This window comes from Caballeronia zhejiangensis (genome assembly GCF_022879815.1).
Taxonomy (GTDB): domain Bacteria; phylum Pseudomonadota; class Gammaproteobacteria; order Burkholderiales; family Burkholderiaceae; genus Caballeronia; species Caballeronia zhejiangensis.
In genome coordinates this window covers 1,868,728-1,889,757 of sequence record NZ_CP084283.1, presented here as the reverse complement: position 1 = coordinate 1,889,757, position 21,030 = coordinate 1,868,728, and the positions used below count along the sequence as shown (strand labels likewise).

Sequence of the window (21,030 nt, the reverse complement as noted above, 5' to 3'; positions counted from 1 at the left end):
GTTTCGGTATGCGCATTACGCCTTCCGGCCGTGACCGAGCCGTGACAGTCACGAGAAGTTCTTATTACTTGACAACGGATTGCGCGGGAACGATGCGCGTGCCGGCGAGGCGGTCATGGAGAAATTGACGCGCCGGATCGAGCCACACGGCGGCGGCCCACAGCGCGACCCACGCGGCGAAGACGGCGAGCGTCTGCGGCACGGCGAGCGAGAAGAGCGGATGCAGCGCGAGCGGCGGCAGGAACCACAGCCACGCGAGCGCGTAGCGCGCGAGCGCGCGGGCGGGTTTGACGGGTTGCCCGCGCGCATCGACGAGTTTGAGGCGCCAGGTTTTCATCGGCAGGGTCTGGCCGCCGTGCGTCCAGAAATACACGAAGTAAGCCGCGAGGACGATGCCGATCCACGACATCAGCCAGTTGTGATGCGTGAGGCCGTTGCGTTGCTGCGTGAGCGTGCTGAAGAGATAACCGGCGAGGAACACGACGCCGAAGAGAATGACGCCTTCGTAGAGCATCGTCGCGAGCCGGCGGCGCAGTGTGGGCGCGCGCATCGGATCGACGGTGGCCACTGCCGGCTGCGCGCTCACGAGCCGTTGTACATCGAAGGCGCCTGCTGCGGCGATACCGGAATCGGCGTGGCCGGCACGATGCTCGCCGCGTTCGGAATGGCGGGTTGCGCCGGCGCGCCGGAAACGGGCACTGCCGGCGCGGCCGCCGCCGAACTGCCGTCCGCGTGGCCGCCGACGTGTCCCTGCTCGCGCGCCGCGACGAGCCGGTTGATGTCCTTCACTTCCGTCTTGCCGGTGGGCGGCGCGGAAACGATTGTCGGACGGCGCGTGTGCTCGCTCGCGGCCAGCTTTTTCTTCTGTTCTTCGGAGAGCTTCTGATACGCGTCCCACGCCTTCTCGCGCTTTTCGAGCGGCACCGACTTCGAAACCTGATAGTTCTCGCGCGCGACCTTGCGCTGGTCGGGCGTGAGCCGCACCCATTCTTCCATGCGCTGATGCAGATGCTTCTGCGCGTCGGGCGACATCCGATGGAACCGCGACGCGATCCTGAGCCACTTTTTCTTGCGCTCGTCGGAGAACGAGTCCCACTGCGTGGCGAAGGGCGCGAGCGCAACGTGCTGCGCTTCGGTGAGATGACTCCAGGAGATCGGGCTGTCGGACGACAGCGCCGCGAGCGGCGATGCGTTCGAATCGGCGGGCGTGCCGGAACTGCCGCTCGGCGCGGCGGCGGACGACGGCGCTGCGGCGGTGGAATAAAAGCGCGGATAAGTCGCGGCGAACGCAACCAGACCCGCAATCGCGCAACTAAAGACAATCGCGAGACCGCGCTTGTAACTCACCCGGAAATTCCCCCGCTGTTTTCAGTGCTTAATGATTGCGCGTCAGATACGCGTTGAAACCGTGATCCAGATAGGCGTCGATGGGCAGGCTGTCGCTCATCATGGCCGCGTCGATGTCGGCCAGTTCCGCCTTGCGCTGCTGATCTTCCCAATACGCGATGCCCGCAATCCCGATGACGAGCGCCGCGAGCGGCCACGCGAGTCCGAGGCCGCCGAGCCGCGCGAGCAGCCCTTTTGCGCCGCGGCCGTTATCGGCGCCGCCCGCGTCGAGCGTGCCTCCGGCGAACGCCGGAGCGAAGGCGGGCGCGGTCATCGCGACGGCCACCTTCTCCGGCTTCTTGCGCGCGATCGCGGCGCGGCGCGCATCGCGCAGCCGGTCGACGGCGGCAGCCGGAATGTTCGACGTGCTTTCATCGAGTGCGCGCACGACTTTCAGCGCGAACTCGTTTTCCTTCGTTTCAAGAGTGGAACTCATAGCGTGATCCCTTTGGCTTTCAGGGCTTGCGCGAGTGCATGCGTAGCGCGTGAACAGTGCGTCTTCACGCTACCCTCGGAGCATCCCATCGCGGCGGCCGTCTCGGCGACATCCATATCCTCCCAGTAACGCATGAGAAAAGCTTCTCGTTGACGCGCGGGCAGTTTCTGGATTTCGGCGTCGATCAGATTCAATACCTGCTCGCGCTCCAGACGGTTTTCGCTGCTCTCGCTGCTGGCCGCGCCGTCCTCGGATTCGAGGGTTTCGAGCGGGTCGAATTCGTCGTCGTCCGCGTTGCCGAAGGACGAAAACAGGCTGACCCAGGTGTTGCGCACCTTCTGGCGACGAAAATAATCATGCGTCGCGTTCTGAAGGATACGCTGGAATAAAAGGGGAAGCTCGGATGCAGGCCGGTCGCCGTATTTTTCCGCCAGCTTGATCATCGCGTCCTGCACGATGTCGAGCGCCGCGTCGTCGTCGCGAACGGTGTACACGGTTTGCTTGAACGCGCGTCTTTCGACGCCCGCCAGGAAGTCGGCGAGTTCCTTGTCTGATGCCATCCGTTGGGGACCCGGCGCAACGAAGCTGCGTCCGAAGTTGCGTCGATGAGGATCGTGGAGTTCTAGGAAAACCTGCGAATCCTAGCAAAGTTTCGCCGCATCCGGAGCGGATGAGAGCTTTTGTTGCCATTTGCCGCCTGCACTCGACCGGTCGAATGCGCCCCGGACAGCCTCTCCCCGTAAAGGAACTTTCGCGCCGCAACGGCGCAAAATCAGCGCGCATGCCGCGTTCGGTAACTTTTTGCTTGACCGCCCGCGCGCGCCGCTGTTACATTTTCTGACTCGCATCATCAGTGAAATGTCTGCTTTGAGGCGAGCCCAAGAAGCACGCCAGTCAAACCTAGACGCGCCGCTTGAACCCGAGCCACAAGCCCGGCAGAGAGCACCCGATCAATTTTTTGCCGAAAATTCGAAAGGTGATGAATGAACATGCCCAGCGCGGAATTCTCCACGTCGGATACGACTCCTCCTCACGAAGCTGACTCCATCGGCGCCACCGTGCTCATGCGCGCATTGGCCGATGAGAACGTCGAGTTCATTTGGGGCTATCCCGGCGGCTCGGTACTCTACATCTACGACGAGCTGTACAAGCAAGACCAGATTCAGCACATTCTCGTGCGCCACGAGCAGGCCGCCGTGCACGCCGCCGACGCGTATTCGCGCTCGACCGGCAACGTCGGCGTGTGTCTCGTGACCTCGGGCCCGGGCGTCACCAATGCCGTCACCGGCATCGCCACGGCCTACATGGATTCGATTCCGCTCGTCGTCATCAGCGGGCAGGTTCCGACCGCGGCCATCGGTCTCGACGCATTCCAGGAGTGCGACACCGTCGGCATCACGCGTCCATGCGTGAAGCACAACTTCCTCGTGAAGGACGTGCGCGACTTGGCCGAGACCGTCAAGAAAGCGTTCTACATCGCGCGTACCGGCCGTCCCGGCCCGGTGCTGATCGACATTCCGAAGGACGTGTCGAAGGCGCCGTGCAAGTACGAGCCGGTCAAGAGCGTGTCGCTGCGTTCGTACAATCCGGTCACGAAGGGCCATTCGGGCCAGATCCGCAAGGCGGTGCAGCTTCTGCTGTCGGCGAAGCGCCCGTACATCTATACCGGCGGCGGCATCATCCTCGCCGATGCATCGCGCGAGCTGAACCAGTTCGCCGATCTGCTCGGCTATCCCGTCACCAACACGCTGATGGGCCTCGGCGGCTATCGCGCATCGGACAAGAAGTTCCTCGGCATGCTCGGCATGCACGGCACGTACGAAGCCAACATGGCGATGCAGAACTGCGACGTGCTGATCGCCATCGGCGCGCGCTTCGACGACCGCGTGATCGGCGATCCGAAGCACTTCGCGTCGTCGCCGCGCAAGATCATCCATATCGACGTCGACCCGTCGTCCATTTCCAAGCGCGTGAAGGTGGATATCCCCATCGTCGGCGACGTGAAGGAAGTGCTCAAGGAGCTCATCGAGCAGCTTCAGCACGCCGAGCACGGCCCGGACACGCAGGCGCTCGCGAAGTGGTGGGACGAGATCGAAGGCTGGCGCTCGAAGGATTGCCTGTCCTACGACCGCAAGAGCGAGATCATCAAGCCGCAGTACGTCGTCGAAAAGCTCTGGGAACTGACCGACGGCAACGCGTTCGTGTGTTCCGATGTCGGCCAGCATCAGATGTGGGCGGCGCAGTTCTATCCGTTCAACAAGCCGCGCCGCTGGATCAACTCGGGCGGTCTCGGCACGATGGGCTTCGGCCTGCCGGCGGCGATGGGCGTGAAGATGGCCTATCCGGACGACGAAGTGGTCTGCATCACGGGCGAAGGCTCGATCCAGATGTGCATTCAGGAGCTCTCGACGTGCAAGCAGTACAACACGCCCGTCAAGATCATCTCGCTGAACAACCGCTATCTCGGCATGGTGCGCCAGTGGCAGCAGATCGAATACAAGAAGCGCTATTCCAGTTCGTACATGGACGCGCTGCCCGACTTCGTGAAGCTCGCTGAGGCGTACGGTCACGTCGGCATTCGCGTCGAAAAGACGGCGGACGTCGAGCCGGCGCTGAAGGAAGCGCTGCGCCTGAAGGATCGCACCGTATTTCTCGACTTCCAGACCGATCCCACCGAAAACGTATTCCCGATGGTGCAGGCAGGCAAAGGCATCACGGAAATGCTGCTCGGGTCTGAGGATCTATAACGCGGCTTCGACTCGCGAGGCCCGCGCGCGCCTGTCTTCACAAAGGACATGTGACGCGCGCGGGTTTTTCGGACGAACGCCTCTTCTGGACACATTCGGGAAAAGACAATGAAACACATCATCTCCGTTTTGCTGGAGAACGAACCGGGCGCGTTATCGCGCGTCGTCGGGCTCTTTTCGGCACGCGGCTATAACATCGAAACGCTGACGGTGGCGCCGACCGAAGACAGTTCGCTGTCGCGGCTGACCATCGTCTCCATTGGCTCGGACGACGTGATCGAACAGATCACGAAGCACCTGAACCGCCTGATCGAGGTGGTGAAAGTGGTCGACCTGACAGAGGGCGCCCACATCGAGCGCGAGCTGATGCTCATCAAGGTAAGGGCGGTCGGCAAGGAACGCGAAGAAATGAAGCGCATGGCGGATATCTTCCGCGGCCGCATCATCGACGTGACCGAGAAGACCTACACGATGGAACTGACGGGCGCGTCCGACAAGCTCGACGCGTTCATCCAGGCGCTCGACGCCACGGCGATCCTCGAAACGGTTCGCACGGGCAGCTCAGGCATCGGCCGGGGCGAGCGGATTCTCAAGGTCTGACGCCTTTCCAGTCAAAACGAAGCAAAGTAGCGCAACCAAATTCAACGCACGATCAAGGAACCACCATGAAAGTTTTCTACGACAAGGACGCCGACCTCTCCCTCATCAAGGGCAAGCAAGTCACCATCATCGGTTATGGCTCGCAAGGCCATGCACACGCGCTCAACCTGAAGGAAAGCGGCGTGAACGTGACGGTCGGCCTGCGTAAGGGCGGCGCATCGTGGAGCAAGGCCGAGAACGCGGGCCTCAAGGTGAAGGAAGTGGCCGAAGCCGTGAAGGGCGCGGACGTGGTCATGATGCTGCTGCCGGACGAGCAGATCGCTGAGGTCTACAAGAACGAAGTGCATGACAACGCCAAGCAGGGCGCGGCGCTCGCGTTTGCGCACGGCTTCAACGTGCACTACGGTCAGGTGATCCCGCGCGCCGATCTGGACGTCATCATGATCGCGCCGAAGGCGCCGGGCCACACCGTGCGCAACACGTACACACAAGGCGGCGGCGTGCCGCACCTGGTCGCCGTGGCGCAGGACAAGTCCGGCTCCGCGCGCGACGTGGCGCTGTCGTATGCGGTGGCGAACGGCGGCGGCCGCGCGGGCATCATCGAAACGAACTTCCGTGAAGAAACCGAAACGGACCTGTTCGGCGAGCAGGCCGTGCTGTGCGGCGGCACCGTCGACCTGATCAAGGCCGGCTTCGAAACGCTGGTGGAAGCGGGCTACGCGCCGGAAATGGCGTACTTCGAGTGCCTGCACGAACTGAAGCTGATCGTCGACCTGATCTACGAAGGCGGCATCGCCAACATGAACTACTCGATCTCGAACAACGCCGAATATGGCGAATACGTGACGGGTCCGCGCATCGTCACGGAAGAGACGAAGAAGGCGATGAAGGCCGTGCTGAAGGACATCCAGACGGGCGAATACGCGAAGAGCTTCATCATCGAGAACCGCGCGGGTGCGCCGACGCTGCAATCGCGCCGCCGTCTGACTTCGGAGCATCAGATCGAGCAAGTCGGCGAGAAGCTGCGCGCGATGATGCCGTGGATCGCGAAGAACAAGCTCGTCGACCAGTCGAAGAACTAAATCTTTCGCTAGTCACGCTTTTTGCTGCATCGAAAGCCGCCCGGATGCCCTGTGCGCCGGGCGGCTTTTGCTATCCTACGGTTTTTATAAAACACAGAACTCGTTCATGAACTATCCTCATCCGATCATTGCCCGCGAAGGCTGGCCGTTCATCGCCATCGCGGCTGTCGTCGCCATCCTCGTTCAGGCGATCGGCGGCTTTGGCTTCGCCTGGATCTTCTGGCTGATCGTGATTTTCGTCGTCCAGTTCTTCCGCGATCCGGCCCGCCCGATTCCGACCCAGCCCAACGCGGTGCTGTGTCCGGCGGATGGCCGCATCGTCGCGGTCGAAACCGCGCACGATCCGTACGTGGGCCGCGAAGCGCTCAAGATCAGCGTGTTCATGAACGTGTTCAACGTACACTCGCAGCGCTCGCCGGTGGACGGCGCCATCACGAAGGTGCAGTACTTTCCGGGCGCGTATTTGAACGCGGCCGTCGATAAAGCGTCGACCGAGAACGAGCGCAACGCGGTCGTGCTGCAGACGGCGGGCGGGCATACCGTGACGTCGGTGCAGATCGCGGGCCTCATCGCGCGACGCATTCTCTGCTACGTGCATGTGGGCGAGCCGCTCACGCGCGGCCAGCGCTACGGCTTCATTCGCTTCGGCTCGCGTGTCGACGTGTATCTGCCGGTTGGCAGCCGGCCGCGCGTGTCGATCGGCGAGAAGGTTTCGGCTTCGTCGACGATCCTCGCCGAATTCGCGGAATAACGCGGAGGATTCGATGGCGGCATTCAAACCGCGCCGTAATCGCGCGAACGCGACGCCTCCGCGCGCGTTCCGCCGCAACAAGGCCGCGCAGGACGTCGGCGCCGTGGAGACGCGGCGCGCGAAGCGGCAGCAGTTCCTCAGAAAACGCGGCATTTACCTGCTGCCCAACGCGTTCACCACGGCCGCGCTTTTTTGCGGCTTCTTCGCCGTCGTTCAGGCGATGAACGTGCGTTTCGAGATCGCGGCCATCGCCATTTTCGTCGCGATGGTGCTCGATGGCATGGACGGACGCGTCGCGCGCATGACGCACACGCAGAGCGCGTTCGGCGAGCAGTTCGACAGCCTTTCGGACATGGTGTCGTTCGGCGTCGCGCCGGCGCTCGTCATGTACGAATGGGTGTTGAAGGATCTCGGGCGCTGGGGCTGGCTCGCCGCGTTCGTCTACTGCTCGGGCGCGGCGCTGCGGCTCGCGCGCTTCAATACGAACGTCGGCGTGGTCGACAAGCGGTACTTCCAGGGCTTGCCGTCACCGGCCGCGGCTGCGCTGATCGCCGGTTTCGTCTGGCTCGCGACCGACAATCGCGTGCCGCTCAAGCTCGTGTGGCTGCCGTGGGTCGCGTTTGCGCTGACCATCTACGCCGGCGTGACGATGGTATCGAACGCGCCGTTCTACAGCGGCAAGGCGCTCGACGTGCGCTATCGCGTGCCGTTCGCGGGCGTGTTGCTGATCGTGGTGGCGTTCGTACTGGTGTCGTCGGATCCGCCGGTCATGCTGTTCTGCCTGTTCGTGCTGTACGGCTTCTCGGGCTATATCTGGTGGGGCTATCTTGCGATGCGCGGACGGCCGAATCCCGCGCGCAGTTCGCAGCGGGAACACTAGGCCTCGACGCTTTCAAACAAAAAAGGCGGCAACCGATGAGGTTCGCCGCCTTTTTGCTTTTTGCGCGCCGATCAACCCGCGACCAGCGTGCCGTTCTGAATATGCACGCGCTCGCCTTGCTGGAACGGCGGCGGATTCTTGTACGTGAAGGTCCGAGTCTTGCCGTTTTCCATCCGCACGTGCACCGAGTAATCGGTTTCGCTGCGGATATGCTTTTCGACCGAATTGCCGGCCAGACCGCCGCCGAGCGCGCCGAGCAGCGTCATCGCCGTGCGCCCGCCGCCACGGCCGAACTGATTGCCAACGACGCCGCCCGCCACCGCGCCGCCGACCGCGCCGATGCCGGTGCCGTGGCCTTCATGCTTGACGGCTGAAATCGACTCGACGGTGCCGCACGTCGAGCAATACGCCGGATGCTGCGGCGGTTGCTGCGCATACGATGGCTGCGCGGGTCGTGGCTGCGCCGGGGCCGGTTGCGCCTGCTGCTGTGCCGCTTGCTGTTGCTGGGCGGCTTGTTGCTGCGCCGCCTGCTGTTGAGCGGCGGCTTGCTGCTGCGCCGGGCTCGGCGCGGCGGAATCGACTACTGGCTGCTGCGCGACCGCCGCCGTCTGTGTCTGCGGGTTCTGCGAGGAATTGCTCGATGCTCTCGGGAACAGTCCCGTCATCGCGGCGGTAGCCACGAGGCTCGCGACGATGACCGCGCCCGCCGCCGTGGCGATGAGCGGATGCAGACGCCGCTGCGGCGGCTGAGCGCTGCCGGAAGAGGGTGACGTGCTGAGTTTGCTGGTTCCGTTATCCATTATCGAACCTCCGTTTCGAGGCGAACTGCCGCTACCGATGTCGGCAATCACGCCCATTCTCGGGGACGCGCCGACTTTCCGCTTTTTCGGCGTGTAACAAATTCGCGGAGCTTGTCTCTTTCGAGGAAAGCAGGAGCAATGCCAATCGCGATGGCTCGCGGCTCTGCGCCCTTCCGGGCCGAATACGGCTTGAAATTTTTACCAGCGGTTACAACAACGATCGTTCCGCCGAAAAAAAACGCGCCTCGAAAGGCGCGCTTTTTTCGCTGAAAACCGAGGCGAAAGCTCAGTCCTCGCGACGCAGATGCGGGAACAGAATCACGTCGCGAATACTCGGGCTGTCGGTCAGCAGCATCACCAGACGGTCGATGCCGATGCCGCAACCGCCCGTCGGCGGCATGCCGTATTCGAGCGCGCGGATGTAATCGGCGTCGAAGTACATCGCTTCTTCGTCGCCGGCGTCCTTCTGGTCGACCTGCTTCTGGAAGCGCGCGGCCTGATCTTCCGGATCGTTCAGCTCCGAGAAGCCGTTGGCGATTTCGCGGCCCGTGATAAAGAGCTCGAAACGCTCGGTGATGCCCGGCACCGAATCCGACGCACGCGCGAGCGGCGACACTTCGATCGGATAATCGACAATGTACGTCGGCTCCCACAATTGCGATTCCGCCGTCTCTTCGAACAGCGCGAGCTGCAGCGAACCGAGACCGGCGTTGAGGAACGCGGGCTGCGTCGTATCCACACCGAACTTCTTCAGTTCCGTGCGCAGGAACGCGGCATCGGACAACTGCGCGTCGGTGTATTGCGGCGCGTACTTCTGAATCGCCTGATTGATCGTCAGACGATGGAACGGCTTGCTCAAATCAAGCTCGCGCCCCTGATACGTGATGGTGGCGGTGCCGAGCGCATCGATCGCGGCCTGGCGGATCAGTTGCTCGGTGAAGTCCATCAGCCAGCGGTAATCGGTGTACGCGGCGTAGAACTCCATCATCGTGAACTCCGGATTGTGACGCGGCGACACGCCTTCGTTCCGGAAGTTACGGTTGATCTCGAACACGCGCTCGAAACCGCCGACGATCAGCCGCTTCAGATACAGCTCGGGCGCGATGCGCAGGAACATTTGCATGTCGAGCGCGTTGTGATGCGTGGTGAACGGCTTGGCCGCCGCGCCGCCGGGGATGGGGTGGAGCATCGGCGTTTCGACTTCCATGAAGCTCGCCTGCGCCATGAAATTGCGGATCGACGTGACGGCTTTCGTGCGCGCCATGAAGGTCTTGCGCGATTCCGGCGTGACGATCAGATCGACATAGCGCTGGCGATAGCGCGTTTCCTGATCGGCGAGGCCGTGGAACTTGTCCGGCAGCGGACGCAGCGCCTTCGAGAGCAGACGCAACTCCGTGCAGCGCACCGACAGCTCGCCCTTGTTCGTGCGGAACAACACGCCCTTGGCGGCGACGATATCGCCCAGATCCCACTTCTTGAATGCGTCGTAGGTTTCGGCGCCGACGTCCGCGGGCGTCACGAAGAACTGGATCTGGCCGCTGCCATCCTGAACCGTCGCGAAGCTCGCCTTGCCCATCACGCGCTTCAACATCATCCGGCCGGCGATCGCGACGGGCAGGGGATTCGCTTCGAGCGCGTCTTTATCCGTTTCGGCGTAGTCGCTCTGCAGCGCGGCGGCCTGATGCGTCGGGCGGAAGTCGTTCGGATAGGCGATGCCTTGCTCGCGCATCGCGCGCAGCTTGTCGCGTCGCTCGGCGATGATCTGGTTCTCTTCCAGTTCGGGAGCGGCGCCCGGTTGAATCGGTTCGGTCATGATGATTGTGGCTTTTTGATGCGAGGCGGGCTGAATTGAAAACGCGGATATCGAAGTCGATACCCGCGTCGGCGAATTAAACGCCCTGTTTCAGACTCGCGCTGATGAAGTCGTCGAGGTCGCCGTCGAGCACGGCGCGCGTGTTGCTCATTTCCACGTTGGTGCGCAAGTCCTTCACGCGGCTCTGGTCGAGCACGTAGGAGCGGATCTGATGGCCCCAGCCCACGTCGGTCTTGCTCGATTCGAGCTTGTCTTGCTCGGCCTGACGCTTGCGCATCTCGAATTCGTAGAGACGCGCCTTGAGCATTTGCATGGCTTCCGCGCGATTGCGGTGCTGCGAGCGGTCGTTCTGGCACTGCACGACGATGCCCGTCGGCGCGTGCGTGAGTCGCACGGCGGAGTCGGTCTTGTTGATGTGCTGGCCGCCCGCGCCGGATGCGCGATACGTGTCCGTGCGGATATCGGCGGGATTGATCTCGATCTCGATCGAATCGTCGATTTCCGGATACACGAACACCGACGAAAACGACGTGTGACGCCCACCCGACGAGTCGAACGGCGACTTGCGCACGAGGCGGTGAATGCCGGTTTCGGTGCGCAGATAGCCGTATGCGTATTCGCCCTCGACCTTGATCGTCGCGCTCTTGATGCCCGCGACGTCGCCTTCGGACTCTTCGAGCACTTCGGTCTTGAAGCCCTTGCGTTCGCAGTAGCGCAGGTACTGGCGCAGCAGCATGGACGCCCAGTCGCACGCTTCGGTGCCGCCCGCGCCCGCCTGGATGTCGATGAAGCAGTTGTTCGGGTCGGCCGGGTTCGAGAACATCCGGCGGAATTCCATGTCTTCGACGCGCAGGCGCAGCGCATCCGCATCGGATTCGGATGCGACGAGCGTGTCCTCGTCGTTTTCCTCGCGCGCCATGCCGAACAGTTCGTCCGCGTCGCGCAGGTCGTTGTCGAGGGCGGTGAGTGCGGAGACCACGCCGTCGAGCAGCTTCTTTTCGCGACCGAGCGCCTGGGCGTTCTTCGAGTCGTTCCAGACGTTCGGGTCTTCGAGTTCCTTATTGACTTCGGCTAGACGCGCGGACTTGGCGTCGTAGTCAAAGATACCCCCGTAGCTCGCCCGCGCGGCGGCGCAGGTCGGCCAGAAGGCTTTCGATCGCGTTGAGACGTTCCGCTTCCATTGTCGATCTTCGGCTTCGTAAAAAGATGAAATTATAGCCGATCGACAGGGTTTCCCCGGCCTTCGGGGTGCGCGGCGGGCCGCTCAGCCCGCGTGCTCCACGATCAGCTGCACCCGCGCGACGCCGTTCCACGAATCGCTGACGAGCCGGTACGCGACGGTCGCGCGCGGCGGCAGCGGATCGACGTGGTTGAACCAGATCGCGTTGAAACGCTGCCGCCCGCGCAACAGTGACAGCTTCAGATGCTTGTCCTTCACGAGCGCCTGCGACGCGACTTCGAACTCGCCGGAGAAGGTCGGCGCGGGAAAGCCCTGTCCCCAGACGGCGGCGTCGAGCATTTCGACGAATTGCGGCGTGAAGTACGCGTCTTCGAGTTCGCCATCGGTTTCGACGGTGCGCGACAGCGCTTCGGCCGTCAGCCATTCGCGCCCGATCGCTTCGAACGCGGCGGTGAAGCGCGGGATGTCGGCGGTGCAAAGCGTCAGGCCCGCGGCCATTGCGTGTCCGCCGAACTTGTGGATGAGGCCGGGCTCGCGTTTGGCGATCAGATCGACGGCGTCGCGCAGATGAAAGCCCGGAATGGAGCGGCCGGAGCCCTTGCTGAGCGTGCCGCTGTCGTCGGCGTGCGCGAACGTGAACGATGGCCGATGAAACCGCTCCTTCAGCCGCCCCGCGACAATGCCGATCACGCCCTGATGCCAGCTCGCGTCGTAGAGCGTGAGCGTGGCGCGCTCGCCCGGATCGATCGTCTGCAATTCGGCGAGCGCCTGCTGCTGCATGCCGGCTTCGATTTCGCGACGCTCGCGGTTCATCGAATCGAGTTGCTGCGCGAGCTCCCAGGCGCGGCCGACATCGTCGGTCGTCAGGCATTCGATGCCGAGCGACATGTCCGACAGCCGTCCCGCCGCGTTGAGGCGCGGCCCGAGTGCAAAGCCGAGATCGAAACCCGACGCCGCGCGCGCATCGCGGCCGGCGGCGCGAAAGAGCGCGGCGATGCCCGGCTGCATGCGGCCCGAGCGAATCCGCTTCAGGCCTTGCGCGACGAGAATGCGGTTGTTGCAGTCGAGCTTCACGACATCGGCGACGGTGCCGAGCGCGACGAGATCGAGCAGGCCATCGAGACGCGGCTCGGGTATCCCATCGGCATAAGCGCCGCGCCGCCGCAACTCCGCGCGCAACGCGAGCAGCACGTAGAACATGACGCCGACACCCGCGATGCACTTGCTCGGAAACGCGCAGCCCGGCTGATTCGGATTGACGATCGCGCGCGCGGCGGGCAGCTCGTCGCCGGGCAGGTGATGATCGGTGACGAGCACGTCGATGCCGAGCGCGTTTGCCGCCGCGACGCCATCGACGCTCGCGATGCCGTTATCGACCGTGATGAGCAGATCGGGCAGGCCGCTCTTCGAACGCGACGCCAGCTCGACGATTTCCGGCGTCAGCCCGTAGCCGTATTCGAAGCGGTTCGGAACCAGATAGTCGATGTTCGCGCCGAACATCCGCAGCCCGCGCACGGCGACGGCGCATGCGGTCGCGCCGTCGCAATCGTAGTCCGCGACGACGAGCAGGCGTTGTCCCGAGGCGAGCGCATCGGCGAGCACGACGGCGGCGGCGTCGCAGCCTTTCAGGCCGGCGGGCGCGTGCAGGCGCTTGAATTCGGTTTCGACTTCATCGGGAGAAGTCACGCCGCGCGATGCGTAAAGACGCGCGATGACGGGATGCAGGCCGTGGCGCATCAGCGCTTCGGCATCGGCGGGAGAAGAAGCGCGCGTAACGATTCGCGTCATTGCAAAGTGCCTTATTCGATGAAGAGCGCCGCGATCGGCCGGCGCCGCCAGAACTTGCGCAGATCGGCGCGCGTGACCGAGAGCGTGACCGAGCCGGTATCGCCGCAAAGCGTGAGACTCAGGCGGCCGAGCGAGCCGTCGAGAAGCGCCTGCAGCGCGGGCGCGAACCACGCGTTTTCCAGCGCCTTGAGCGCATCGTTCCAGCGCGCCCAATCCTGTTCGATGAACGGCGCGGAGAACGCATCGAGCTCGACGAGCGTCGCGTCCTGCGCGTCGTCTTTCGAGAGCGATGCAAACGATTCCGGCGGCATCGACGGCTTCACGCCGGAAGCGAGCGCGAGACCGCGCGTCGCGGCCGCATCGGACATCACGCGCGCGAACGGGCTTTGCACGGGCCGCATCGCGCCTTGCCCGTGGAGCCAGATCGAATTGATCGCAGGCAGGCCGCGCGATTCGCGTTCCAGATTCAGCGGATGTTCGAACCATGCCATCTGCACTTCGTTCTGCAGCTTCATCCACGCGCGCGAGCGATCGCCGGTGCGGGCCTCGTGCGGCAGCCAGATTTCGATGTTGCGCCCGGTCGCGCGCAACGGCGATGCGCCCGCGAGCGCGCCCAGCGCTTTACCCGACACGTACCAGCGTAATGGCGTCGGCGCTTGCAGCGTCACGCCGAGCGCTTCGATCACCGGCCGCGCGGTCTGGAGCAGGGCGCGCGCTTCTTCCGTGTGCACGCCGAGCGTGTCGGGATCGATCAATACGAGATGATCGTGCGCGATACGGACATGAACCGGCTCGATGCAGGCCCAGAGCGCATCGCCGGGCGTGCCGCCGTCGGCGAGCAGCATGAAGGGCGCGAGCGGGGCGTCGTCGGCATAGCGCTGATCGGCGGGCGTCACCGCGCCGAAGCGGCGCGCGATCCAGCGTTCGTGCGGCAGCGTGCGCTGAAAATCCTCGCCGATGACGCGTTCTTCGAGCGTGGCGCGGGCGAGCAGCTTGTCGAGCGCCGCGCTCTCCAGTCCGTGCAGGGCGGTGGCGGCGTCCGCGGCCGAAGGCAGGGCGAACGGCAACAGGAGATGGAGATGATGAACGGGCATGATGCTCGGCATTGTAGGGCAAAGCGCCTTCTCCGATCAGGCTCGGCGCGCCGTTCCCGCCTCGCGGACGAAGGCTGCCAGTGCGTGGCTTTCGCGACATATGGCAAACTTTCGCAAATTTGCTTCACCGGACTCAACAACGCTGGAACAGCAGCAGAAAGGAATCGCTTGAAACTTCCGTACGAATGGCAGATCGGCTGGCGCTACACGCGCGCCAGCAAACGCACCACGGGCAACGGCTTCATCTCCTTCATCGCGCTCGTTTCGATGGCGGGCATCGCGCTCGGCGTCGCCGCGCTGATCGTCGTGCTGTCGGTCATGAACGGCTTCCAGAAGGAAGTGCGCGACCGCATGCTGTCGGTGCTCGCGCACGTCGAAATCTTCTCGCCGACGGGCTCCATGCCCGACTGGCAACTGACCGCGCAGGAAGCGAAGCGCAATCCGGAAGTGATCGGCGCCGCGCCTTATGTCGAAGCGCAGGCGCTGCTCACGCGTCAGGGCGCCGTGAGCGGCGTCGCGCTGCGCGGCGTGGAGCCCACGCTCGAGCCGGAAGTGTCCGACATCGGCAAGGAAATGCGCGCAGGCAAGCTCACGGACCTGAAGCCGGGCGAGTTCGGCATCGTGCTCGGCAAGGATCTCGCGGCCAACCTCGGCGTGACGCGGGGCGACAAGATCACGCTCGTCGCGCCCGAAGGCACCATCACGCCGGCCGGCATGATGCCGCGCCTCAAGCAGTTCACCGTCGTCGGCGTTTTCGAGTCGGGGCACTACGAATACGATTCGACGCTCGCGCTCATCGAAATCCGCGATGCCGAAGCGCTCTTTCGCCTGCCCGCGCCGACCGGCGTGCGCCTGCGCCTGAAGGACATGCAGCGCGCGCCCGAAGTCGCGCGCCAGCTCGCGGGCACGCTGTCGGGCGATCTGTACATTCGCGACTGGACGCAGCAGAACAAGACGTGGTTCTCCGCCGTGCAGATCGAGAAACGCATGATGTTCATCATCCTCACGCTGATCATCGCGGTAGCGGCGTTCAATCTCGTGTCGTCGCTCGTGATGACCGTCACCGACAAGCAGGCCGATATCGCCATTCTGCGCACGCTCGGCGCGCAGCCGGGCTCGATCATGAAGATATTCGTCGTGCAGGGCGTGACGATCGGCTTCATCGGCACGGCCCTCGGCGTGACGCTCGGCTGTCTGATCGCGTGGAGCATTCCATGGCTCGTGCCGATGATCGAGCATCTTTTCAACGTGCAGTTCCTGCCGTCCTCGGTGTATTTCATCAGCGAACTGCCGTCTGAGCTCGTGCCGGGCGATGTCGTCAAGATCGGCGTCATCGCATTTTTGTTGTCGTCGCTCGCCACGCTCTATCCGAGCTGGCGCGGCGCGAAGGTTCGTCCGGCGGAGGCGCTGCGCTATGAGTGATCTGATTCCGGCCAACAACATCGTGCTGCGGGCATCGGCGATTTCGAAGACGTTCGTGCAGGGCGGCTTCAACGTGCAGGTGCTCAACAACGCGCAACTCGACGTGATGAAGGGCGAAAAGCTCGCGATCGTCGGCGCATCGGGCTCGGGTAAAAGCACGCTGCTGCATGTGCTCGGCGGGCTCGACGAACCGAGCGCGGGCAAGGTCTCGCTGCTCGGCAAGCCGTTCACCGAACTGAAGGAAAAGGAACGCAACGAGCTGCGCAATCGCGCGCTCGGTTTCGTGTATCAGTTCCATCATCTGCTGCCGGAATTCACGGCGCTCGACAACGTCGCGATGCCGCTGCGCATCCGCCGCATGCCCGAGGAAGACGCGCGCAAGGAAGCGCTCGTCATGCTGGAGCGCGTGGGCATCGGGCATCGGGCGAAGCATCGGCCGGGCGAATTGTCGGGCGGCGAGCGTCAGCGCGTGGCGATCGCGCGGGCGCTCGTCACGCATCCCGCATGCGTGCTCGCCGACGAACCCACCGGCAATCTCGACGGCGGCACCGCCGATACCGTCTTCAACCTGATGCTGGAGCTGTCGCGCACGCTCGAGACGAGCTTCGTGATCGTCACGCACGATCCCGATCTCGCCGCGCGCTGCGACCGCATCCTGCGCCTGCGCGACGGCGTGCTGCACGAAGAGCCGGTCGTGCCGGTCTGAATCTTTCGCGACGCGCGGAGGCCGCCATGTGGATCGATACGCACTGTCATCTGGATGCCGGCGAATTCGATGCCGACCGCGATGCCGTCGCCGATGCCGCGCTCGATGCGCTCGTGACGCGCATCGTGATTCCGGGCGTCGGGCGCTTCAACTTCGACACGGTGCGGGCGCTGGCGCATCGCATCGAAGGCGGCGCGTACGCGCTCGGCATTCATCCGCTCTTCACGCCGGGCGCGCACGAAGACGACCTGCGCGCGCTGCGCGAGGAAATCGAAGCGAGCATGGACGATCCGCGCTTTGTGGGCATCGGCGAAATCGGGCTGGATTACTTCGTGCCGACGCTCGACGACGCCCGCCAGCAGTTCTTCTACAACGAGCAACTGAAGCTCGCGCGCGAGTTCGATCTGCCGGTCATCTGTCATGTGCGCAAGTCGCAGGACAAGGTGCTGAAGGGCTTGCGCGCGCACGACATTCATCGCGGCATCGCGCATGCGTTCAACGGCAGTTTCCAGCAGGCCGAGGCGTTCATCGCGCAAGGCATGCATCTCGGCTTCGGCGGCAATCTCACGTTCGAGCGCGCGCTGCAGATCCGCCGGCTCGCGACGGAGCTGCCGCTCGACGCGATCGTGCTCGAAACCGATGCGCCCGACATCGCGCCGTCCTGGCGCTACAAGCAACGCAACACGCCGGACCAGGTCGCGCGCATCGCGCAAGTGCTCGCGCAACTGCGCGGCATCGACGAAAACGTGCTTTCCCTAGGCACAACGGCTAACGCTCACGCTGCGCTCCCACGGCTCGCGCTCGCCTCTTCATAATCGTTTCGATGGACGCATCGGCTGCATGCGTTCGCCGTGACGAGGAACGAAGAGGGAAGACGTGCGGGCGATTCTGCTGGGATTTGCATTGGGTGTCTGGTGGTTGCAGCAGCAGGCTCGCTTGCCGGATGTCATCGCGTGGTGCGCGTGCTGCACGGCGTTCGTCATCGCGATTGCGTCGGGCGCGATCGAGCCGCGTGCGCGCATCGCGAGCTTCGCGCTGGCTGCTTGCGCGCTGGGTTTCGCGTATGCGGCGATACGCGCGGATGTGCGGCTGCGCGAACAATTGCCAGCACGCTACGAGCAGCGCGACATCGAACTGACGGGTTTCGTGCGCGGCATGCCCGAGCGACGGGCCGACGGTACGCGCTTTCTCTTCGAAGTCGAGGCCAACGGCGCGAAATTGCATGACTTTCCGCGCGTCGTGCGCTTGCTTTGGATGTCGGGCGATCATGTTCCGAACCTGCACGCCGGCGAGCGATGGAGCTTGATGGCGCGTTTGAAGCGTCCGCATGCCAACGCCAACTTCGGTCTGCGCGATGCCGAAGCAACGCTGCTCGAACGCGGCATTCGCGCGACGGGTTATGTATCGGCAGCACGCGAGCCGCGCCGTTTGCACGCCGATGCGTCGGGTCCGCGGCTGACGATCGACCGGCTGCGTGCGCGGGCACGCGAACGCATCGAGACCGTGCTCGGCGATGCGCCGCATCGCGGGATCATCGTCGCGCTCGCGGTGGGCGCGCAGGACGCCGTCAGCGATGCCGACTGGACCGTCATGCGCGCGACCGGCACGAGTCATCTCGTTGCGATATCGGGCTTGCATATCGGCTTCGTCGCGGGGCTGGCGGCGTTGATCGTCGGATTCGTGTGGAAGCGCGTGCGCTTGCGCGGCCTGAGCGCGCCGTTGATCGCGGCCACGCCGAAAGCGGCGGCCATCGGCGCGACCGTGTTCGCTGCGTGCTATGCCGCGCTCGCCGGTTTCAACGTGCCCGCGCAACGCACGCTGTGGATGCTGCTGGTCGTTGCGCTCGCGTTTTTCTTCGGACGACGGCCGTTGTCGTCGCTCGTGCTGCTTTGGGCGCTCGCGTTCGTGCTGATCGCGGATCCGTGGGCGGTGACAGCGCCGGGATTCTGGCTGTCGTTCTGCGCGGTGGCGGCGATTCTGCATGCGATCGCGTCGGCGGGACGTCGCGCGTCGCGGGCGCAAACGGAAGAACAGGACGACGTCGATCAATGGGATCGCGTCGATCCGAGCGAAGTCGGTCATCGTCCGCAACATGTCGCGAAGCGCAGGCCGCTCGCGATCGTCGCGCGGTTCGCCGCGCGCGCGCGGCGGTATATCGCGTCGAGCGCGCGTGTGCAGTACGCGGTGACGATCGCGCTCGCGCCGCTCACCGTCTACTGGTTCTCGCAGATTCCGCTGCTCGGTCCGCTCGCGAATGCGTTCGCGATTCCGTGGATCAGCGCGCTCGTGACGCCCGCGACGCTCGCCGGTCTCATGCTTCCCGCACCGCTCGATGCGCCGATGCTTCACGTCGCCCATGCCGCGTTGTCCGTGCTCTGCGACATGCTCGCGCGTCTCGCGAATGCCGCGCCCGCGTCGCTCTGGCTTTTGCCCCGGCCGGATGCGTTCGCGCTCGCGGCATCGTGCGTCGGCGTCGCATGGGCGCTCGCGCCGCGCGGCTGGCCGTTGCGCTTCGCCGCGCCGCTGACGTGGCTGCCGCTGCTCGCGCCCGCGATGCATCCCGCGCCGGTCGGCGCGTTTCGCGTCACCGCGCTCGATATCGGCCAGGGCTCGGCGCTCGTCGTCGAAACGGCGCGGCACACGTTGCTCTTCGACGCCGGTCCCGGTCCCGAATCGACGCATGCGGGCGAGCGGATCGTGGTGCCGTATCTGCAGGCTGCGGGCGTGCGCGCGCTCGATGCGCTCGTCATCAGCCATTCCGATTCGGATCACGCGGGCGGCGCGCCGGCGGTGCTGCAATCGATCGCCGTGCGGCAACTGCTCGCGTCGCTGCCCGCGCAGGACGCGTCGTGGTCCGATGCGCGCGCACGCGGCGCGCAGACGCTGCGTTGCGCGGCGGGGCAGCGCTGGACGTGGGACGGCGTCGAATTCCGAATGCTGTGGCCCGAGCCGGGACCGCTTTCGGGCAAGCCGAATCGGCAGTCGTGCGTGCTCAAGGTGACGAACGCGGCGGGACGCTCGGCGCTCTTCGCCGCCGATATCGAAGCGGACGTCGAACGCATGCTGATCGCGCGCGACGCGTCAGACCTGCGCGCCGATGTGCTCATCGTGCCGCATCACGGCAGCCGCACTTCGTCCACCGAGCCTTTCCTCGATTCTGTCGGGCCGTTGGCCGCGATATTTCAGGTAGGCTATCGCAACCGTTTTCATCATCCGCATCCGACCGTTTTCGCGCGCTACCGGATGCGCGACATCGTGCTTTCGCGCAGCGACGAAGACGGCGCGGCGCGTATCGAAATCGGTTCGCAGATTACGTTCGAGCGCTACCGGCAAAGCCACGCGCGCTACTGGATGGCGCGCTAAACGCTAAAAAAACAAGAGACACGCTTGAAAGACATCATCCATTTCTCGCACGCGAACGGTTTTCCCGCATCGACGTATCGCACGATGTTCGCGGAGCTTTCCGACGAATACGAAGTTCGCAGCATCGAGCGCATCGGTCATGACGCGCGCTTTCCCGTGACGCGCGACTGGCCGTATCTCGTCGATCAGCTCATCGACGACATGAGCCGCTATCGGCGCGAAGCCGACGGCGATCATCCGAAGGTGTGGCTCGTCGGGCATTCGCTCGGCGGCTATCTGTCGCTGATGGCGGCGCTGAAGCGCCCGGAATGGGTGAAAGGCGTGGTGATGCTCGATTCGCCGGTGATCGCGGGCTGGAAGAGCGGACTCCTGCGCGTCACGCAATGGACCGGGCTGGACGAGCGCCTGTCGCCCGCCGCCGCGACGCGCAAGCGCCGCACGCAGTGGGCGAGCCGCGACGAGGCGTGGCGGCATTTCCTGTCGAAACCGGCGTTCGCGCGCTGGGACGAACGCATGCTGTCCGACTATATCGATTTCGCCATTCCGCAGACCCATGCGAACGGCGCACGCTCGCTCGCATTCGATCGCCATGTGGAATATCTGATCTATCGCACGCTGCCGCACACGCTCGGCGCGCGGCTCGCGCACGGCGCGCCGGTGCCCGTCGGTTTCATCGCGGGGACGCATTCGCGCGAAGTGCGCCAGGTCGGGCTCGGGATGACGCGGCGCATCGCGGGCGAGCACATCGAATGGATGGAAGGCAGCCATCTCTTTCCGATGGAGCGCCCGATCGACACCGCGCGCGCCGTGCAGCGGCTGCTCACGGCCATGCAGACGGCGCGCTGAAAAGGGCGCGAGCACGCGCGCGGGACTTGACGAACGGCCCGCGTCACGTTCCGCAAAAATGACGCCGAAATGCGCGGATTTGTAGCCAATATCCGCGCCGGGCGCGCTTCGTGGGAACCGGCCTTTACGGTATAAT

General features: G+C 64.5%; 19 protein-coding genes. 10 read left to right on the top strand and 9 right to left on the bottom strand.

The features are described 5' to 3' along the window. Positions 1-64 precede the first annotated feature (64 nt). Genes LDZ23_RS09060 through LDZ23_RS09045 form a run of 4 tightly spaced genes read right to left on the bottom strand, consistent with a single transcriptional unit; the run spans position 65 to position 2,382 of the window. Positions 65-586, bottom strand: a complete 522-nt coding sequence (locus tag LDZ23_RS09060; RefSeq protein ID WP_008341911.1) for an RDD family protein — start codon at positions 584-586, stop codon at positions 65-67. After that, positions 583-1,347, bottom strand: a complete 765-nt coding sequence (locus LDZ23_RS09055; protein WP_244807437.1) for a DUF3106 domain-containing protein — start codon at positions 1,345-1,347, stop codon at positions 583-585. Before LDZ23_RS09055 ends, LDZ23_RS09060 begins: the two co-directional genes overlap by 4 nt. 28 nt (positions 1,348-1,375) lie before the next feature. After that, a complete protein-coding gene (locus LDZ23_RS09050) occupies positions 1,376-1,822 on the bottom strand; it encodes a DUF3619 family protein (RefSeq protein WP_175982714.1) in 447 nt (148 codons plus the stop codon). Then, positions 1,819-2,382: an RNA polymerase sigma factor gene (locus LDZ23_RS09045; RefSeq protein WP_244807436.1), complete on the bottom strand. Its 564-nt coding sequence runs from the start codon at positions 2,380-2,382 to the stop codon at positions 1,819-1,821. Before LDZ23_RS09045 ends, LDZ23_RS09050 begins: the two co-directional genes overlap by 4 nt. 423 nt (positions 2,383-2,805) lie before the next feature. Between LDZ23_RS09045 and LDZ23_RS09040 the strand changes: the two genes are divergently transcribed. The 5 genes from LDZ23_RS09040 to pssA all read left to right on the top strand — a co-directional run bounded on the left by LDZ23_RS09040 (position 2,806) and on the right by pssA (position 7,882). Further along, positions 2,806-4,569, top strand: coding sequence for an acetolactate synthase 3 catalytic subunit (locus tag LDZ23_RS09040; RefSeq protein ID WP_008341907.1), 1,764 nt, complete (start codon positions 2,806-2,808; stop codon positions 4,567-4,569). Positions 4,570-4,677: 108 nt separating this feature from the next. Further along, a complete protein-coding gene (gene ilvN / locus LDZ23_RS09035) occupies positions 4,678-5,169 on the top strand; it encodes an acetolactate synthase small subunit (RefSeq protein ID WP_008341906.1) in 492 nt (163 codons plus the stop codon). Positions 5,170-5,234: 65 nt separating this feature from the next. Beyond that, positions 5,235-6,251: a ketol-acid reductoisomerase gene (gene ilvC, locus LDZ23_RS09030; RefSeq protein ID WP_008341903.1), complete on the top strand. Its 1,017-nt coding sequence runs from the start codon at positions 5,235-5,237 to the stop codon at positions 6,249-6,251. Positions 6,252-6,357: 106 nt separating this feature from the next. Continuing rightward, positions 6,358-7,002: a phosphatidylserine decarboxylase gene (locus LDZ23_RS09025; RefSeq protein WP_034473054.1), complete on the top strand. Its 645-nt coding sequence runs from the start codon at positions 6,358-6,360 to the stop codon at positions 7,000-7,002. Positions 7,003-7,015: 13 nt separating this feature from the next. Next, positions 7,016-7,882, top strand: a complete 867-nt coding sequence (gene pssA, locus LDZ23_RS09020; RefSeq protein WP_034473055.1) for a CDP-diacylglycerol--serine O-phosphatidyltransferase — start codon at positions 7,016-7,018, stop codon at positions 7,880-7,882. Between the two features lie 71 nt (positions 7,883-7,953). On the opposite strand, the gene LDZ23_RS09015 is transcribed toward pssA, so the two are convergent. The 5 genes from LDZ23_RS09015 to LDZ23_RS08995 form a co-directional block, all read right to left on the bottom strand. Beyond that, the gene (locus LDZ23_RS09015) at positions 7,954-8,682 is read right to left on the bottom strand and encodes a glycine zipper 2TM domain-containing protein (protein WP_244807435.1); all 729 of its coding nucleotides are present in this window, start codon (positions 8,680-8,682) and stop codon (positions 7,954-7,956) included. Between the two features lie 286 nt (positions 8,683-8,968). Then, on the bottom strand, positions 8,969-10,495 hold the full coding sequence (lysS, locus tag LDZ23_RS09010) for a lysine--tRNA ligase (RefSeq protein WP_244807434.1): 1,527 nt from the start codon (positions 10,493-10,495) through the stop codon (positions 8,969-8,971). Positions 10,496-10,571: 76 nt separating this feature from the next. Beyond that, positions 10,572-11,676 (bottom strand): peptide chain release factor 2 gene (gene prfB, locus LDZ23_RS09005; RefSeq protein ID WP_144403574.1). Its coding sequence is split into 2 segments (ribosomal slippage): positions 10,572-11,594 and positions 11,596-11,676, totalling 1,104 coding nucleotides; the frame shifts between segments, so codons are not numbered across the junction. Between the two features lie 83 nt (positions 11,677-11,759). Beyond that, positions 11,760-13,463, bottom strand: a complete 1,704-nt coding sequence (gene recJ / locus LDZ23_RS09000) for a single-stranded-DNA-specific exonuclease RecJ (protein ID WP_244807433.1) — start codon at positions 13,461-13,463, stop codon at positions 11,760-11,762. A gap of 11 nt (positions 13,464-13,474) precedes the next feature. Continuing rightward, positions 13,475-14,569: a regulator gene (locus tag LDZ23_RS08995; RefSeq protein WP_244807432.1), complete on the bottom strand. Its 1,095-nt coding sequence runs from the start codon at positions 14,567-14,569 to the stop codon at positions 13,475-13,477. 156 nt (positions 14,570-14,725) lie between these two features. Here LDZ23_RS08995 and LDZ23_RS08990 point away from each other — a divergent pair, with 156 nt between their 5' ends. The 5 genes from LDZ23_RS08990 to LDZ23_RS08970 all read left to right on the top strand — a co-directional run bounded on the left by LDZ23_RS08990 (position 14,726) and on the right by LDZ23_RS08970 (position 20,894). Continuing rightward, complete coding sequence (locus LDZ23_RS08990; RefSeq protein WP_033535777.1) at positions 14,726-15,979, top strand: lipoprotein-releasing ABC transporter permease subunit; 1,254 nt, start codon at positions 14,726-14,728, stop codon at positions 15,977-15,979. Beyond that, entirely contained in the window at positions 15,972-16,685 is a 714-nt protein-coding gene (gene lolD / locus LDZ23_RS08985) for a lipoprotein-releasing ABC transporter ATP-binding protein LolD (protein WP_008341887.1), read from the top strand. The genes LDZ23_RS08990 and lolD overlap by 8 nt, the downstream gene beginning before the upstream one ends. Before the next feature lie 26 nt (positions 16,686-16,711). Further along, positions 16,712-17,500: a TatD family hydrolase gene (locus LDZ23_RS08980; RefSeq protein WP_175982710.1), complete on the top strand. Its 789-nt coding sequence runs from the start codon at positions 16,712-16,714 to the stop codon at positions 17,498-17,500. Between the two features lie 61 nt (positions 17,501-17,561). Further along, the gene (locus tag LDZ23_RS08975) at positions 17,562-20,048 is read left to right on the top strand and encodes a DNA internalization-related competence protein ComEC/Rec2 (RefSeq protein ID WP_244807431.1); all 2,487 of its coding nucleotides are present in this window, start codon (positions 17,562-17,564) and stop codon (positions 20,046-20,048) included. Positions 20,049-20,072: 24 nt separating this feature from the next. Then, on the top strand, positions 20,073-20,894 hold the full coding sequence (locus LDZ23_RS08970; RefSeq protein ID WP_244807430.1) for an alpha/beta fold hydrolase: 822 nt from the start codon (positions 20,073-20,075) through the stop codon (positions 20,892-20,894). Positions 20,895-21,030: the final 136 nt, after the last annotated feature.

Excerpts from the sequence above, each read along its gene's own strand:
- lolD (WP_008341887.1), top strand. The coding sequence starts at position 15,972 with ATGAGTGATCTGATTCCGGCCAACAACATCGTGCTGCGGGCATCGGCG.
- LDZ23_RS09040 (WP_008341907.1), top strand. The coding sequence starts at position 2,806 with ATGAACATGCCCAGCGCGGAATTCTCCACGTCGGATACGACTCCTCCT.
- LDZ23_RS08980 (WP_175982710.1), top strand. The coding sequence starts at position 16,712 with ATGTGGATCGATACGCACTGTCATCTGGATGCCGGCGAATTCGATGCC.
- LDZ23_RS09045 (WP_244807436.1), bottom strand. The coding sequence starts at position 2,382 with ATGGCATCAGACAAGGAACTCGCCGACTTCCTGGCGGGCGTCGAAAGA.
- LDZ23_RS09015 (WP_244807435.1), bottom strand. The coding sequence starts at position 8,682 with ATGGATAACGGAACCAGCAAACTCAGCACGTCACCCTCTTCCGGCAGC.
- LDZ23_RS09050 (WP_175982714.1), bottom strand. The coding sequence starts at position 1,822 with ATGAGTTCCACTCTTGAAACGAAGGAAAACGAGTTCGCGCTGAAAGTC.
- LDZ23_RS08995 (WP_244807432.1), bottom strand. The coding sequence starts at position 14,569 with ATGCCGAGCATCATGCCCGTTCATCATCTCCATCTCCTGTTGCCGTTC.
- pssA (WP_034473055.1), top strand. The coding sequence starts at position 7,016 with ATGGCGGCATTCAAACCGCGCCGTAATCGCGCGAACGCGACGCCTCCG.
- ilvN (WP_008341906.1), top strand. The coding sequence starts at position 4,678 with ATGAAACACATCATCTCCGTTTTGCTGGAGAACGAACCGGGCGCGTTA.
- recJ (WP_244807433.1), bottom strand. The coding sequence starts at position 13,463 with ATGACGCGAATCGTTACGCGCGCTTCTTCTCCCGCCGATGCCGAAGCG.
- ilvC (WP_008341903.1), top strand. The coding sequence starts at position 5,235 with ATGAAAGTTTTCTACGACAAGGACGCCGACCTCTCCCTCATCAAGGGC.
- LDZ23_RS09025 (WP_034473054.1), top strand. The coding sequence starts at position 6,358 with ATGAACTATCCTCATCCGATCATTGCCCGCGAAGGCTGGCCGTTCATC.
- lysS (WP_244807434.1), bottom strand. The coding sequence starts at position 10,495 with ATGACCGAACCGATTCAACCGGGCGCCGCTCCCGAACTGGAAGAGAAC.